The 15,900-nt window shown below is 65.2% G+C and carries 13 protein-coding genes and 4 tRNA genes; 9 read left to right on the forward strand and 8 right to left on the reverse strand.

Annotation, left to right across the window (positions count from 1 at the left end):
- Positions 1–46: 46 nt before the first annotated feature.
- From BKA25_RS08495 to BKA25_RS08525, 7 genes are all read right to left on the reverse strand, one after another.
- Positions 47–649, reverse strand: a complete 603-nt coding sequence (locus BKA25_RS08495; RefSeq protein WP_069850766.1) for a TetR-like C-terminal domain-containing protein — start codon at positions 647–649, stop codon at positions 47–49.
- A 155-nt stretch (positions 650–804) separates the two neighbouring features.
- Complete coding sequence (locus BKA25_RS08500) at positions 805–2,268, reverse strand: hypothetical protein (protein ID WP_069850764.1); 1,464 nt, start codon at positions 2,266–2,268, stop codon at positions 805–807.
- Positions 2,269–3,305: 1,037 nt separating this feature from the next.
- Positions 3,306–4,061, reverse strand: coding sequence for a hypothetical protein (locus BKA25_RS08505; RefSeq protein ID WP_069850763.1), 756 nt, complete (start codon positions 4,059–4,061; stop codon positions 3,306–3,308).
- Between the two features lie 510 nt (positions 4,062–4,571).
- A tRNA-Val gene (locus tag BKA25_RS08510) sits at positions 4,572–4,646 on the reverse strand.
- Position 4,647: 1 nt separating this feature from the next.
- Positions 4,648–4,719, reverse strand: a tRNA-Cys gene (locus BKA25_RS08515).
- Positions 4,720–4,773: 54 nt separating this feature from the next.
- Positions 4,774–4,845 (reverse strand) — tRNA-Gly (locus tag BKA25_RS08520).
- Between the two features lie 148 nt (positions 4,846–4,993).
- Positions 4,994–5,419, reverse strand: coding sequence for an SsgA family sporulation/cell division regulator (locus BKA25_RS08525; protein ID WP_069850761.1), 426 nt, complete (start codon positions 5,417–5,419; stop codon positions 4,994–4,996).
- Between the two features lie 332 nt (positions 5,420–5,751).
- On the opposite strand from BKA25_RS08525, the gene BKA25_RS08530 reads away from it, so the two are divergent.
- From BKA25_RS08530 to BKA25_RS08545, 4 genes are all read left to right on the forward strand, one after another.
- Entirely contained in the window at positions 5,752–6,369 is a 618-nt protein-coding gene (locus tag BKA25_RS08530; RefSeq protein WP_069850759.1) for an RNA polymerase sigma factor, read from the forward strand.
- Complete coding sequence (locus BKA25_RS08535) at positions 6,366–7,334, forward strand: anti-sigma factor (RefSeq protein WP_084643241.1); 969 nt, start codon at positions 6,366–6,368, stop codon at positions 7,332–7,334. Before BKA25_RS08530 ends, BKA25_RS08535 begins: the two co-directional genes overlap by 4 nt.
- A gap of 93 nt (positions 7,335–7,427) precedes the next feature.
- A tRNA-Val gene (locus BKA25_RS08540) sits at positions 7,428–7,499 on the forward strand.
- 959 nt (positions 7,500–8,458) lie between these two features.
- On the forward strand, positions 8,459–8,797 hold the full coding sequence (locus tag BKA25_RS08545; RefSeq protein WP_069850756.1) for a hypothetical protein: 339 nt from the start codon (positions 8,459–8,461) through the stop codon (positions 8,795–8,797).
- A 288-nt stretch (positions 8,798–9,085) separates the two neighbouring features.
- Here the strand turns inward: BKA25_RS08545 and BKA25_RS08550 are convergent, their stop codons facing one another.
- Positions 9,086–9,538, reverse strand: a complete 453-nt coding sequence (locus BKA25_RS08550; protein WP_069850754.1) for a winged helix-turn-helix transcriptional regulator — start codon at positions 9,536–9,538, stop codon at positions 9,086–9,088.
- A 93-nt stretch (positions 9,539–9,631) separates the two neighbouring features.
- On the opposite strand from BKA25_RS08550, the gene BKA25_RS08555 reads away from it, so the two are divergent.
- From BKA25_RS08555 to BKA25_RS08575, 5 genes are all read left to right on the forward strand, one after another.
- Positions 9,632–10,282, forward strand: coding sequence for a DUF899 domain-containing protein (locus BKA25_RS08555; protein ID WP_069850753.1), 651 nt, complete (start codon positions 9,632–9,634; stop codon positions 10,280–10,282).
- Between the two features lie 427 nt (positions 10,283–10,709).
- Entirely contained in the window at positions 10,710–11,903 is a 1,194-nt protein-coding gene (locus BKA25_RS08560) for a hypothetical protein (protein WP_157421168.1), read from the forward strand.
- Positions 11,900–13,177: a hypothetical protein gene (locus BKA25_RS08565; protein WP_069850750.1), complete on the forward strand. Its 1,278-nt coding sequence runs from the start codon at positions 11,900–11,902 to the stop codon at positions 13,175–13,177. The genes BKA25_RS08560 and BKA25_RS08565 overlap by 4 nt, the downstream gene beginning before the upstream one ends.
- 6 nt (positions 13,178–13,183) lie before the next feature.
- Positions 13,184–14,449, forward strand: a complete 1,266-nt coding sequence (locus tag BKA25_RS08570) for a hypothetical protein (RefSeq protein ID WP_069850748.1) — start codon at positions 13,184–13,186, stop codon at positions 14,447–14,449.
- Positions 14,450–14,475: 26 nt separating this feature from the next.
- Positions 14,476–15,867 (forward strand): hypothetical protein, encoded by a 1,392-nt coding sequence (locus BKA25_RS08575; protein ID WP_069850746.1) that lies wholly within the window; start codon positions 14,476–14,478, stop codon positions 15,865–15,867.
- Positions 15,868–15,900 lie beyond the last annotated feature (33 nt).

Consider the following 15,900-nt stretch of genomic DNA (forward strand, 5'->3'; position numbering starts at 1 on the left):
CTGCTTTCGGCGCCCCTGCCCGCCCGACGTCGCAGCCCGACCCCGATCAGGGTTCCCGGTCGACGACGAGGGGCCTGCCCACGGCGGGCAGCACCGCCTCGTCGACGATCCTGGCGAGCAGCGACGAGTCCGGCGGGCTGCCGTTGTCGGCGAGGTGCTTGAGCACGAGCGCCTCGCCGATGTCGGTGACCACGTCGGTGACCAGCGCCGGATCGAGGTGCCCGTGCTCGGCGTAGTGCAGCAGCACGGTGCGGGTGAAGCGGCCGCCGTTCCGGTCGAACACGCGCTCGTACAGTGCCTGAGCCAGCTCGGGATGGCGGCCGCGCTCCATGAGGATCGCTTCCACCGCAAGCGCGGTAGGGGTGGTGACCCAATCGGCCAGGAATCCGAGTGCGCGGATCAGATCGCCGCGTAGATCGTCGAGGCCGGGCGAGACCGTCTCCTGAGGATAGTTGTCCTCCACCGCCTCAAGCAGTATCTCGGTGGGGCTGGACCAGCGGCGATGCAACGAGGTCCTGGCGGTCCCCGACCGCTGGGCGATGCCCGCCATGCTCATCCGACCGATGCCGACCTCCGTCAGCTCCGCCAACGCGGCGGCATGGATGTCGGCCAGCATCTGCGCCTGGCTACGACGGGCCCTGGCACTCATCGTCACTCCTCACCGGTCGGATACCGCTGCTGCTCAACCTAGGAGGGCGGCCCGCCGCAGCCACGCGCGGCATGAACGGGGCGTCATGCCAGGCCATGCCTGGCGCTCGACCGGTGCCCGCAGCAGGCGGGCGCGCGCCGCCCCACCCGCGACCGTCAGGCCAACGCGACCACAGCCGTGGCGAACGGCCCGATGACCACCACGGAGTCGTCCGCCACGGTCGTCACGGCCGGTCCGTCACCCGTACCGGTGTCCACTGCGGTGATGCGCTCGGGCCGTCCCGCGGCCTCGATGTCCACCGTGACGGCCTCGGCCGACCGGTTCACCAGCAGGAGTCGCCGACCGCGCTCGGTGTGGAAGGCCTGCGCGTGCACGGGAGGCTCCGGGGTCAGCTCACCGCCGGCGCTCGTGGTCACGAGCTGGTCGCCGGGACCGAACTCGTCCAGCAGTAATTGAAGGACCCGGTAGCGAGCGTTGGGTTCGCCGGTCTCCCAATCGACGAGGGTCGTGCCGGGGATCACCGTCGGATAGCCGAGGAACTCGGCGACTCCCACCAGCTCGATGCCCATCTCCGCCATCCGCGACCACAGATAGGCCACCACGGCCCCGCCGAGCGCCCAGTACTCCTCGGGGATCTCGGGTTCGGCGGCCATCACGTCGGGCGCGAAACTGCCGATCTCGTTGATGTGGGTCTCGGTGTGCGGACTCAACCGGCGTTTGATGGACTCCACGAGTTCGACCTTGTCCAGGAACCCCTCGGCCTGGGCGAAGAAGGTCGCGGGCCAGGTGTCGAACGGCGCATTGCCCTCGGTGCCGACGGCGTTGCCGAGGGCCGGTGCGGCGTAGAAGTGGTGGGAGACGGCGTCCACCGTGACGCCCGGCGCGTGGTTCGCCGGGTCGAGGAAGTGCCAGAAGTAGTCGGCGTTGCGCGTGATCGGGCTCAGCGACAGCCCGACGAACCGCATCTCCGGGTCGATCCCGCGCAGCCGCTGAACGACGAGGTCGTACAGGCGGGTGTAGTCGGCGGGCGTCCAGCCGTGGCCCACATCCGGCTCACACAGCACCTCCCAGAAAGCGAACCGATAGGCGTGCTCGGAGACATGACGACGGCCGCGTTCGTCGGTGAAGCCGCCATCGATGTACCACCGGGCGATCCGTTCGAAGTAGTCCGCGATCTCGGTGAGCGACTCGTCCCTGGGCGGGCCGCCCTGCTCGTAGTCCCAGATCGCGACGTCCGGATCGGTACCCAGCTCCGGCGCGGAGTCCTTGAACATCCAGCTCGGGATCGCCGCCAGATTCGCCACCACCGGGCGTCCCTCGGCGGCTGCCATGAAGTCGACCAGCATCGGGTCCAGGTGCGTGAAGTCCCACGAGGTCTCGGTCTCGGTCGGTGCGTGGAGCGCGGGAACGCCGAGGTGCGGGTGGGTCCAGAACGACAGGAAGCGGGCGTTGTCGGCGCGGAGGTCACGCAGGGCCGCATACGCGCGCCGGCTGACCGGCGAGCTGCGCCGCAGCGGCGGCGCGGCCCACAGGTGCGTGGTCAGCGTGGTGCGGGAGACCCGCGTGACCGTGTCCCAGTCGACGTGTACCGGGACCGGGGTTGGGGCTTGCTCAGGCATGGGTCCGTCCTTGGAAGTACCGGGTGTCCGAAGTAGATGAACGCAAGAATAGCTACAGGAATGTAGCTACGCAACTGTAGCTAAAGGTAGTCGGGGTACTCCGCTCGGTGGGACGACGCTTCCGGTGGAGCGCCACCTGTGCGGGACACCGTGCGTCGGAGTCAGGAACGCAACGGCAACTCAGTGGGCCTCGAGGGGCGGATGCGGCCGATGCGGCGAGCCCTTTCGGCAGCTCTGCTGACGAGCTCCGGTCCGAGCGGTGCGTTGCATCGCCATGGATTCGGCTCGTCGGTCGGACGTCGGTTGCCGAGACTCTCCGCCGGGTGTACTCGGCACTCTGGTGAGACCCCGCACCGACGAGGACATGCGTGCTGCCTGTCTCGCCCTTCTTGCCCAACACGGGGTGGCGATGCCGACCGACCTGCCCCGGCTGCTGTCCCGCGTTCCGCTCCGGCGATACCGACGGGGTCGCCGATCTTCGGCGACGATGATCTTCTAGTCGGTAGTCATGGTGCCGAGCCTGCCGGGCTGAGATCATGCTGTCGCGTGGCGGTTGGGACGTGCGGCGCCAGCATGCATGTCGTCGAAGTTTCCTCGTGTGTCGTGGCGCGACCGACTTCATCAGGGAAGATTCGGCGAACCAATTACCACCGACGGATCCAATGGTCCGCTGGACTTCCGGGCTGCGTTGATGCGAACCGGCAGCCCCTCTACGGCAATGCATCGACGATGCTACTTATTCTCGATCCAGAAGTAAGACCTCAGAATTTTTTCCCAGCACGGTGGGCAACGAAGCCCACCTGTACCAGGCCATTCAAAATTTCAGGGTCGATATACACCATTTTCCCAGCCGAATGACCTCAAAAACTCGGTCAGCTCGTTATTATTCATCTTGAACGGACTGACGGTCGGGAACGCGGATAGTGCGGGGCCGTCTCCTCCGAGGCGCAGCCCGCCGATGGGATCCCCGTGCCGAGCTGGCGAGGCCGGCGTGATGTGTGTGGTCGGGCGAGCACCGTGGGCCCTTCGTGGCAACGCTAGAGCGGCAACAGGTCCTTGACGAGCCGGTATCGCACATCCCACTGACTGTCCTCGCCCGAGGGCCAGGGGAACCCGCCCTCGCTGAACACCCAGTTCAGGTATGAGACGAAGGGCATGGGGGTTTCCCAGGCGAAGAGCCCGTCAGCGCAGCCATCGGGAAGGACGATCCCGTAGGGCCCTCCTCCGCTGACGTTCTCCTTATGGAGTCGGTCGGGCGCGAGCGGGAGCACGAACAGGCCTGCGGTGTCGGGGTCTTCCTCGCGGTGCTCCAACCATTCGTTCCACTCGCCATCGAAGTAGCTGCGGATCGACGACTCGCCTGGATAGCGGGAGCCTTCCACGTCGATCACGAGTGGGTCGGCACTCGCGGAGGTCTTCCATCTCGGGTGCGTGCCCACCAGCCAGACATCCCCGACGATCCGTAACCACGACGACAACGTCATGGGTATCGTGCCGAACCGCTGCTCCAGCCAGTTCACCAGTTCAGCCGCACCCGGTGTGGGCGGAACGTGCGGCAGCATCGGGGTCTGGTCGTCGTCGTTGGCGTGGAAGCGGTAACCGTCGGCTGTCAGCCGTTCGATGATGAGTTCGATGTTGTGCCGGGCCCGGCGGGCCATCTCGTCGCACACGAGTTGGGCCTCTCCGAACCAGGGGGACTCCCGGATCCCGTCACCGAACTGGCGGAGTTCCTGCCACACCTGGTCTCGTTGCCCGTTCTGGTACCGGATGAGCCAACGTGGCGAAGATCCCATGCCGCAATTTTTCCCGATCGACAGCGTCCACCCACAGCGGGGCCAGCGCTGGCGGGGTGGTGCTCTCCGAGGACGGGACATCCGGGCTGTCGCAGGTATGCCGCGCGTGCAACCACCGATTCGGGGAAGGTCCGCTTCGTCAGGTGGACCGGAGAAGAGCGGAAGGCGCCGCTTGTCCGCTCCGGCGTTGCTGAGCAAGACCGACCAACAACTGTCTGCCGTGGGATCGATGTCACACCGATAAGGCATGGGCGATCGAGGGCGCAATTCCCGCGATCACCCGACACGGCTCGGACAGCGCACATGTGTGGTGTTCATGGAATTTGCCCGCACGTGACGAAGGTCATGGTTGGCGGCATTCTTGTCGGGCTCGTCCGGCAGGTGGGAGATTCTGCGGTGGAGCGTGATATCGATAGTGCTCAGAGCTGGTCTCCCGAGATGCCTTCCATAGACGCAGAAAACCCCGTCAGCGAAAATCGCTGACGGGGTTTTCTGACCAGTATCTATCACTGGTGGGCGATACAGGGATTGAACCTGTGACCTCTACCGTGTCAAGGTAGCGCTCTCCCACTGAGCTAATCGCCCGAGGCGGAGACGGGAATCGAACCCGTGTACAGGGCTTTGCAGGCCCTTGCCTAAGCCACTCGGCCACTCCGCCGAATCTCGAAGCCATGCATAGCCCCAAGACGTCGGCCTCGTCAAGGCCGAGTCGAGCGGACGACGGGATTCGAACCCGCGACCCTCACCTTGGCAAGGTGATGCGCTACCACTGCGCCACGTCCGCAAAAGCAAGGCGCTCGATCTTGGCCTTTCGGCTTTTCTCTACCGCCGTGCTGTTGTGTGGCAGAACCATACCCAACGCCGCGTTCCAGGATCAAATCGGGGTCCCGTTTCGCGGCGCTTCCCCTCATCTTTGCAGCTCAAGGGCCCTCTCAGGTCCGGTCGTGCGGGAGCAGGCGTGCGAGCGCGTCGTCGACGTTGACCCAGAGGTTCTCGTTTCCGGGCATCACAACGTCGTAGGTGCGGTCGAGGAAGTCCGCGAGCTCCTGGGCGGATGCCTCGAACATCGCGTGGCCCGACGGGGAGCTGAGCTCGACCACGACCACCTCGGGGTTGTCCACGGCGGGGCGGATGCGGACATCGCCGTCGCCGACCTCGGCGATCAGGCCGTCGGCGAGCAGGTCGCGGGCGAACACCCATTCGACCGAGCCACCGCGTCCGGTCTGGAAGGCGGCCACGACGGCGTAGGGGTCGCGGGTGTCGTAGCGGAGTTCGACATTGACCGGTACCGCAGGAGTCCTCGGTGCGAGGAGATCGAATACCGCTCGCGAACAGAGTGTGACGTGATCATTGCGCATTGTCGTCGCCCTTTCCTTCTCCCTACTGGCCATGAAACGTTCGACCACAACAGTTGTGACGCCCAGGCACCCCTCAATGCTTGCCTTTGGGCCAGACATCACCCATACGGGTCAGAACTAATTCGTTGGGCTACCGTCTCGCTGCGCTCCGTGTCCGTTCCCCGGCGACGGGGCCGCTCGCTCGAGCGCGATACCCTCCGAGGTCCGCGCACTGTGGCGGGACATGAACCGGAACGTACCTCTTGTGCGAACACTGGGTTGTGAGGGCTCTGGCAGTGGCCGATCCACCTACATCTTCCTCCTCCGAGACCCGGGCGGAGGCGGATTGGAAAATGGTGCCCGATTCCCGAAGCAGGCCGACCGACACAGATCTCGTCGGGATGATTACACAAGGTGACGCCGAGGCATTCGCGCAACTGTTCGATAGGTACTCCCGGCCCGCCTACTCGTTGGCGCGCCGACTCTGTGTCGACCCGGAGATCGCCGAGGACGTGGTTCAAGAATCCTTTCTCGAACTGTGGCGCAAGCCGGGTGCCTACCGACCGGAGCGGGGCGCGTTCTCGAGCTGGCTGCTCACCGTGGTCCATCATCGCGCGGTCGACGCGGTGCGCCGCGAGAGCGCCTTGCGTCGCCGTACAGCCGTCGAGGGCGAGGATTCGGCCGAGAGGTCGGCGAGCGGCTCCGAGGTCGACCAGGAGGCACTGGGGCGGCTTGTCGGCGGCCAGGTGCAGGAGGCCCTGGGCCGGTTACCCGACGAGCAGCGCAAGGTGATCGCCCTGGCCTACTACGGCGGTTACACGCAGGGCGAGGTGGCCTCGCTCATCGGCGTGCCGCTGGGCACGGTGAAGTCGCGGACCTTCGCCGGCGTGCGCAGGTTGCGAGAGATGCTCGCGCCGCTGATCGGGACCGAGGAAGACCGGCCACGTCGCGATGAGGGGGGACGGCCGTGAGCGAACAGGAGTCGAGCGGACAGTGCCCGCATCGGCCGACGGCGGTGGCCTGGGCGCTGTCCGCGCTGGACCCCGCAGAAGCAGCGGATTTCGCCGCTCATCTCCCGACCTGCGCGGAATGTCGACAGGCGATCGCGGAGACCGAGGAGATCGGCGCACTGCTCGGGACAGCCGTGCCGCAGGAAGACCCGCCCGCCGGGTTGCGCAGCAGATTGCTCGACCGTGTTGGGGAGACAGAGCAGGAAGTGGGTCCTGCGACCTACGTGGCAGGTGTCGGCGAAGAGGCCGCTGCTTCTGATGTGCCGCCCGCACCCGCCGATTCAGTCGCTGGGGAAACCGAACGCCCTGCGGGGCCGGATTCCCCGCCCCCGACGCGCCCGAGCGAGAACCCGGCGCCACCCGGTGGCCGCGACACGCGCAATAGTCGTCCCGGGGGAGCCGGTAGGCCGCCGAGGGGCCGGCGTCGAGGACGCGTGGTGAACGCGATCTTGGTGACCGCCGTCGGTGTGCTCGCCGCGGTGTGCGCGGGACTGGGTATTCGGGTCGTGGAACTAGACCGCCAGCAGGACGTTCAAGCTCGACAGTCCGAATCCTTGACGATGGCGCTGGCGATGGCGACGGACCCCGACATGCATCGGGTCACGCTCAGCGACCCGGCGAGTCGGGAGACGGCGATGCTCATCGCGGGCGGCGGTTACGGCGCGGTGTTGCCGATGAACCTGCCCCGCAACGACACCGACGACCAGATGTACGTGCTCTGGGCCCTGCAGGGCGATGAACCGGTGGCCATGGCCGGATTCGACGTCGAGGTCGACGAGATGCCCGCGAAACCACTGCGATGGGGATACGACATGTCCGAGGAGATGTCCTCGGTGACGGCCTTCGCGATCTCGCTGGAAGACGGCAGGGACATGCCCAACGCCCCGGAGGGCGAGATCGTCGCCAGCGGTCCGATGGCTGGCTGACCTGCGGCGAAGCATAAATCGACCCCCGGTGCTAGGTGGCCATCAAGTGGTCTTGTATGGTTATCTCGCTGCCGGGGGACGCCCCGAAAGCCCGGGCGATTAGCTCAGGGGGAGAGCGCTTCGTTCACACCGAAGAGGTCACTGGTTCGATCCCAGTATCGCCCACAGATGGTTTCACCTGGTCAACGGCCCGTCGACGATCTTTGTCGGCGGGCCGTTGATCGTTGGTGGGAGCTGAGTGTGTGCTGACCACAGCTGCGTATCGAGGTGGTCACCAAGATGGTGCTCCCAGCGGCGTCGAGGCTGGTGAGCATCGCGTCGATCACCGAGCTGCGTGACATGGGAGTAGGTCCCCATGATTCCGGCGAATTCATGGCCACCCGTTTGTGTTGCAGGACTTTCGGGATGCGGTCTTCGATCAGCCAGGTTTGATGCCTGTGACGTAGCTCGTGGAAGTGCATCCCGGGCTGGATCGGTTGGTTGTCCGGGGAATGGTCGCGTCGGTGAGTGCGGGGAACCAGACACGGCGGCGGAAATCAGACCGTCGTTGGCACCGGTGAAGACCGATCTCCGGCCGCTTTCCGGAACAAGGGTGGTGGCGGCGCAGTCCGGTGAGCAGAAACCGGGCTGGTGGACGGTGCGGATGTCGACCGCGTAGTTCCTGTACGGCTCGTTGATCGAGTTCGATCCTGCTCTCCCCGACGTCGAGGTCGATGTTCTTCCATTGCAGTGCCGCTAATTCATCCGCAAGCCGATAGTGGGCGGCAAGGACGATCAGCGCCGCATCCTGGGCTGAGACCCGTTGCGTCAAAGCGGTGATCTCCGGGGGCGAAGTGCGCCGACGTTCGGACTGATCTCCGGTGTTGATCCGCAGTTTCCGGCAGGGGTTGCACCGATCATTTCCTCGTCCACCGCTTCAGCGAGGATCAGCGAGAGCAGACCGACGACATCCCGGATGTGCTTCTGTGACAAGGATGTGTCGAGCTGTGTAGCCCCACCAGTACCAGGCTCAGCGAGGTCTACCTCCCCGAGACGACGTGGTCGAGATTCGTAGCGGTCCGGCGAATCGTCGAACGCAGCATCGTCCGGACCGGCGACAGTCGACTCTGACCGAGGAGCTTGCAATGACCAGCACAGCGTGGACATTCACCATCCCGAAGGAGCGGGTCCAAGACTTCCGTGGCCTGCTCGCCGACCTGAACAAGGACCTGTCCGGGCTCGCTGAACGAGCACGGGACGTCGGATACCACCGGGAGCGGATGTGGCTCCAGCCCAACCGGGACGAGAGCGCCGAGTTCATCGTCTACCTGGAGTTCGACGAGGGCGTAGACCTGGCGACCCTCACCGAACGGCTGCTCGCCTACGACTCCGAGTTCACCCGGTGGTGGCGGCCTCGCTTCGAGTCCTTCGGCTTCCCGAAGTCGTTCGGTGAACCACTGCTGACCTGGGATGCCATCGACTGAACAGCCGTTGAGCGCCGGCAATCGAACCCGACCGGCAATCTGCCATTGGTTCGATTCGAGTGGCACCCACAGCCGAGAGGTCCGGGTCATCGACTCCGAAGCGGATCGTAAACCTGGACCTCTCGCCATGGTGTATGTCTGCCAGTCAGTGAGAGGTCAGCGCGGCGGAATGAGCGACCCATGTCGTCGTTTGGACTACGGGTTCTCGACTTCGGTTTTTCGAATTCGCTTCCTGGACCGGAGCCGGGGAGTGTGTGCGGTTTCGTCGGTCGGGTGGCCGCCCCTCGGTCAAACACTCCCCGGCCCGGGCAGGACGTCGACGTTGGTGGCGTGCATGGGGCGGCCGCATTCGGAGCAGCTCAGCTCGACATGGCTGATCTTGCCGCAGGTGTGGTGTCGATACAGCACGGGCGGCCCTGCCTCGCCTGCCGTCCACCGGTCACCCCAGCGCACCATCACCAGGAGCAGGTCGCACAGCTCCTGGCCCTTGGCGGTCAGCACGTACTCGTGGCGGGGCGGGCGGTTGGAGTATTCCTGCCGCTTCAACACCTCGTTTTCGACCAGCCAGTTGAGCCGCTCGGTGAGGACCTTCCGGGAGATGCCCAGGCTTTGTTGCAGCTGCTCGAAACGGCTGACCCCGACGTAGATGTTGCGCAGGATCAGGGGCGACCACGGCTCGCCGATGATGGCCCAGGTTCGGGCGATCGAGCAGGCCATGTCGCCGAAGCGGGTTCGCTGCATGCGGCCAGCCTAGCGGGTGTGGGTTCCCTCAGGGAACGTGCAGCGTTAAGGTGCACCTAGTCAGTTCCCTGAGGGGACTAAGAAGGGAGTCGCATGAACCGGGTTGTCTCGGCGCACCAGTGGCAGGTCGAACTGGACGCACTGCGCGTCGACGAGAAGGCACACACCAAGGCCTCGGATGCGCTGGCCGCTCGACGGCGTCGACTGCCGATGGTCGAAGTGGACAAGGAGTACGCCTTCGCGGGTCCGGCTGGGCCGGTGAGCCTGCTCGACCTGTTCGACGGGCGTCGGCAGCTCATCACGTACTGCTTCATGTGGCACGGCGCCGAGGATCACTGCGCGGGCTGCTCGATGTTCGCCGACAACATCGGCCATCTCGCCCATTTGCATGCCCGGGACGTGTCACTGGCCCTGGTCTCCCGTGGTCCGCTGGGCGAGATCAGGCCGTTCCAACGGCGCATGGGCTGGACCATCCCGTGGGTCTCCTCGTTGGGCACCGACTTCAACGCCGATATGGGGGCAGGCGGTGGGTTCGCGCTGAACGTCTTCCTGCGCGAGGGTGACACCGTGTACCGCACGTACTGCACCACGGGGCGTGGTGTCGAAGCGCTCGGGAGCAGTTGGACCTTCCTCGACCTGACGCCCTTCGGTCGGCAGGAGAATTGGGAGGACTCGCCCTCAGGCCACCCGCAAAGCGAGCCCTACCAGTGGTGGCGGCTGCATGACGAGTACGACGGCGCGTAGGGAGAGTCTCCGGAGAGGAGTCGCCCGTGCCGGGAATTCGTGCGGCGTGGGTGGTATACGTTCCGGCGTAACGCAGCGGATATTCGCATTCGGCGCGATCATTCGCGCGACGATTCGGGCTGAGAGTGCCTGAGAAACCCGATTCGAATTCGCTTATCGGGAATCCAGCCGTCCGCAGTCGCCTTTATCTGCTGCCCTATCCGATCTGGTGATCTAGCGCTACCGGGTGCGTGTCGAGCAGCGCCGAAATCGGGCAACGCGGGAGGATGGCGGCGTCGAGCTGCGTCAGAGCAGCTCGTCGCCACCCTGAAAACGGTGCGGGTTCGCGATAGCGCGGATCGATGAGCAGCAGGCTTCATTGCGATCGGCGCACCAGCGCGAGACCAGGGCTGTTCACGGCGGTTCGGAGGTATTCGTGGGAAAGGGCGTGCCAGCGGATGATCCGGTGGCGTATGCGGATCTGTTCGTGTTCGACTATGCGTCCGATCCGTTGTTGCAGCCGGGATGGAATCGGGCGGTGGCCGAGGCGAAGAAGGCACCTGCCGGTCAGGCCGGGGTGATTCTGCAGCGGTTCCTCGACGATCACGGCTACCTCACCAGTCCCGTGCTGGTGAAGGCCGCCTTGGCTCGCCCGCTTCCCGACGAGGTTCGGCCCGATGCCGAGGCGATGCGACTGGCGGTCGATGTCGCGGGGACCGGCGCCCGGCGGGTGGACCTCATAGCGGCGGTCGCCGATTGTTTCGCGGACGACGAGGTCGACGCGGCGCCACTGGAATCGTTCCTGGCCCGGAACAAGTACGCGACCGAGCCCGGTCGGTTGTCCTTGGCGCTCGGCGCGGTGATCGGTCCGGGCCTGGACACCTGGCTGGGCAACTACACCCGGGCGGTACTGAGCAAAGACGACGAGACGGCCGAGGGGCCGGAGCTGGCGGTGGACCGGCCGGACGAGCTACGCGGGTCGACGGTGCGGTTCGGCGGGGCGGAACTGGTCAAGCACACCTTCATTGCCAAGACCGCCGAATTGTCGTGGAAAGACGACTACAACGACACGGCAGGCACGGTGGCGTTCAGCGGCGTCAGCATGTCTCATCCGGAGGAATGGCAGGTCCACGGCAAGCTCACTCTGCCCGCGCGCAAGTACGGGTTGACCGGCGAAGTCGCGTATTCGGCGTGGCTGGGCGGCGCCGACGATGCCTACGCAACGACCTCGACGACCGGCGACTCCTCCGAGGTGACCTGGGCGGCAGTGGCGAGTGCGATCGCCGCCTCGCTGAGTGCGTTGACCTCCCTGCTGACCGTCATGCACACCTATCGCAAGCCGATTCGCACCCGCGTGCTGCGGATGAGTAAACGGGCCAAGGACGTCAAGTCGGATACCGAGCGCCCGGAGTGGAGAGCGGATCACGCTCCGCTCAACCCGGCGGATCGAGAGTTCATCAGCTTGGCGGAGCGGCTCCTGCAGTTGAGCGAGGCCGAGAAGCAGACAGATGCGGGTGCCGATCTCTACGAGCAGATGAGACAGAACCGAGCCAAGCGGTCCGGGGAACGGCAGGACGAAGTGAACCAGAATCGGCAGGACGCGGACGACGACCTGAACGAGATCGAGGAGACCTGGTTGTGAGTGCCGCCCCGCCGAACGACCCGATCACCGACGAACAGCGTGGCTACGCCTTCCTCTTCGTCTCCGCGCTCAACCGCGACAAGGTATTGGCAGGCAAGTGGAAGGATCGGCTGGCATCGATCAAACCCTTGTCGGTGCCGGACCGGATCAAGTCGCTGGACAACTTCCTCGCCGACCACGGCTACGCCACCCGAGCGGAGGCGGTGCTGGGGCTGCTGAAGTCGCAGTGGTGGCTGGACTACGTCGGCCAGCGCAAACCGAATGCCGACTCGGACCGGTTCGTCCAGGACATCCTCACCGACACCCGCCTCTACAAGGAGTACGGCGCGCAGCTGGCCAAGGCACAGGCTGCCAAGGATCTCTCGGTCCTGAACTCCTGGTTGACGCGGAAGGACTACCACTGCACGGCGGTCCAGGTGGACGCCTCGTTCAACGCCATGCGTGACAAGAACATGAACTACTGGACCGGGATCTACGGCGAGACGCTCGTCCAGCAGGGCAAGGACAAGTCCAAGACCGGGCCCGCTCTGCTCATCTACGGCAACACCAGCGCCAGCCTGGGCCCGGACATGCTGTTCAACGTCACCTATGCCAAGGGCGTGCTGTCCTGGCAGCTCGGGAAGGAACCCGAGGCCAACCCGTGTGCCGGCCAGGTCACGTTCGGGACGATCACTCGGACGCCGATCCATCCGGACGACTACGTCGGTAACGAGTTCTCCGGCACGTTGACCTACCCGACCGACTCCAGCGCGGACCTGTCGGGCGCCTATTCCTACGCCGGGCGGATCGGCGACCCACCGCCGGATGAGAAGGGCAAGCTCAGCACTCCGCCTGCAGTCGACAAGACCGAACTCCAGAAGATCGCCGACTTCATCTCGCCGATCGTCATCATCGGTTTCGGTGTCGCCCTGCTCGGCGGTTTTCTGAAGTTCTGCTACAAAGCCAAGGAGTGGGCCACCGACCGGGCCGAGAAGCTGCAGGACAAGGCCGAGAAAGATGCCGAGAAGTCCACCGATTCGCTCGATCCGGCAGCCGATTCCCCACTGGACAGGTCCAAGTACTCGGACAGTACGACGGTCGAGCAATTGCAGAACGATCTGAAGGAAACCGGCGATCCGCAGCGTCAAGAGGATCTACAGCAGAAGATCGACGAGACCAAGGCTGAGGAGAAGGCCGCCGAGGAGCAACGCGCCAAGGACGACGAACGCGGCGAGGATGCCGATGATCTGGGCGACGACGGTATTGATCCAGCCGACGGGTTCGATTTTGGATAGGACGCCATGACCGACGCCGATGCCGTGCAGAACCAACAGGCGCTGCTGTTCCTCACCGACCTGCGTTCCGATGCCCGGATGCGCTCGGATTGGGAGAAACGGATCGCCGCGCTCACCTCGTATGTGAAGGAGGCGGCCGATCCCGCCGAGCAGACCACCCGCTACCACGCCGACATCCAGAACGTCGACAACTTCCTCGCCGAACGTGGTTACGACACTACCGCCGAGCGGGTCCTGACATTGCTCAAGACCCCGTTCTATCTCGACCATCTCAAGCAGACCGCGCCGAACGCGGACAGCACCCGTTTCGTGCAGGACTGCCTGGGGGAGATCGGCATCTACCGTGGTTGGCAGCAGGCGCTGTCTGCGGTGGTCAAGGGAGCGCCCACGAGCAGCTTGGACGACTTCCTCACGCAGCAGGGCTATCACTGCACCTACCTGCAGGTCAGTGCCTCGTTCACGGCGATGCGCTCCCACAACCTCACCTACTGGACCGGGGTCTACGGGTCGGTGGCCACCGACCCGCCGGACGGCCCGGCCGGTGTGCTGTTGATCGTCAACCAGAACAAGTCCTTCACCGTCAACCTGGATCGGCCCGACGACCGGTTGAACAAGGTCGTGTACCGCAACGGTGTGCTGGACTGGGCGGCCAGTGACGTGGGTGTTCACTCGGCCGGTTGTCTCACCTTCAGCTGCAAGGCGAAGAGGTTCCCCACCGATGCCTACGTCGGCAGCGAGTACTACGGCACCGTCACGTTCCCGCCGAACAACAGCCACGGGCCGGCCGGACCGCTGACCCTGCTCGGCCGGATCGGCCCGGTGCCCGCCGAGATCCCCTCCGACCAGGTCCCGCCGATAGACCCGGCGGTGGACACGATCGTCCGCTACATCGGGTACTTCCAGACCGCGATGTGGATCCTGCACCTGCTCGCCTCGATACCCAACCAGGCATCGGGCGCGGTCGACGCGCTGAAGAACCTGGGCGGCCGACCGGCCGAGCAGGTCGAGGGCCGCGTGGATGAGCTGGAACGTGCGGCCGAGGCGGTGCGCGACATCGACACCACGCCGCTGGAGCGGGGCCTACACCGGGGGAACGACCTCATCGAACGGCTCCAGGAACAGTTGGCCGACGACCCCGATTCCGCCGAGTTGAAACAGCAACTGGAGCAGGAGACCGCCGAGGCGGATCGCTTCGACAACAGCTTCGACGGCGATATCGATCCGGCCGGTGACGGTTGGGCTCGTGATTTCGAGGACGTCATCCCGAAATAGCGCGATCAGACCACGAAGGAGCCACGGTGCCCGACGCGAACAAGGATCAGAAGGCCTTCTGGGCCGAGTATCTGAAGGCCGTCACCCAGGACAGCAGCGGCGATCAGCAGGCCGTCGGCGCGATGGCCGCCCCGACCTCGCTGCTCGCCGACTTCGACAACAAGGACGAGAAGCGGGCGCTCTACCAGGCCTACGAGCTCGGCGATCTGGTGCCGAACTGGGGGCTGGCCTGGGATGGCAACACCACCGCCAGCTTCTTCCAGAACTATCACGCCTTCGTCGACCAGATCACCCCGCAGGCCGTGGACGAAAAGGCTGCTGAGAAGGCCACCGAGATCTACCGAAAACTGGCCCAGATCCAGGACGCCAAAACCCAGCTGCACGACGAGAAGCAGCAGGAGTGGATGCAGGACAACTGTCAGGAACCCAGCGAGAACGGCAAGTTCTGTCGAGTCCTGGTCGACGGCGCGCCGACCTGGCAGGCCACCTGGGCGAAGTACCAGAAGTCCGACGACTACCAGAACAAGCTGGCCATCCTCGCGTCGATGAACAGCGACGAGCTGGCCGGCCTGCGGTCGGACTACACGGAGACCGCCCTGCGTGCCTACGGACCCGGTTACCAGCAGATCAGCGAGACGATCACCGCCTGCGACCTGGCCGATCCGCAGCTGAGCAGCGAATCGGACAAGGCGAAGACCTACCGGATGGACGTGGCGATCAACGACACCGACGAGTGGGTGCCGCGCTACATCACCGACGACCTCGCCCAGTACACCGCATGGCTCAAGCAGACCAAGGAGGACTTCACCAACGCGGTCAGCCCGAAGGTGCAGATGGCGTTCAGCAACAACACCACGATCAGCGACGAGACGCACTGGAAGTTCGCCTTCGACGTCGGTGTCCCGGTGGAGACCTTCTTCTGGCTCGGCGCGAAAGGCGGCGGGCAGCGCGAATCCATCCACCTGGAGAAGTACTCGTTCACCGCCACCATGGCCTACCAGGACACCTACCTACTGCACATCAACCCCGGACCGTGGTTCAACGGCGGTCTGCTCAGCCAGTACAGCGACGACACGAGCTGGGCGAAGGGCAGCCAGTTTCGCGGCAAACCAATCTGGGGTCCGCACGGCATCCCGAACCTGCTCAACACCAGGGTGACCGGGGTGTATATCGGTGTCGGCGCGTACGTCAAGATCGACATCACCGATGACAACAAGGACGAGGTCCACAGCAAGTGGCGGGCTTCGGGATCGTTCGGCATCGGACCCATGAACTTCGAGAGCGCCTCCGCCTCGGGCGGCAGCAATTATTCCAAGGACGAGTTCCTGCAGAACGGCTACGAGATCAAGGACAGCCACCCTTACGCCCACATCGTCGCGCTCGCGGTGGAGACACCGAACTTCCCCGCACGTCCGTGAACGCCTGCCGGCCGAGGCTCTGCTGCGCTGACC

Source organism: Actinoalloteichus hymeniacidonis (genome assembly GCF_014203365.1).
GTDB classification, from domain to species: domain Bacteria; phylum Actinomycetota; class Actinomycetes; order Mycobacteriales; family Pseudonocardiaceae; genus Actinoalloteichus_A; species Actinoalloteichus_A hymeniacidonis.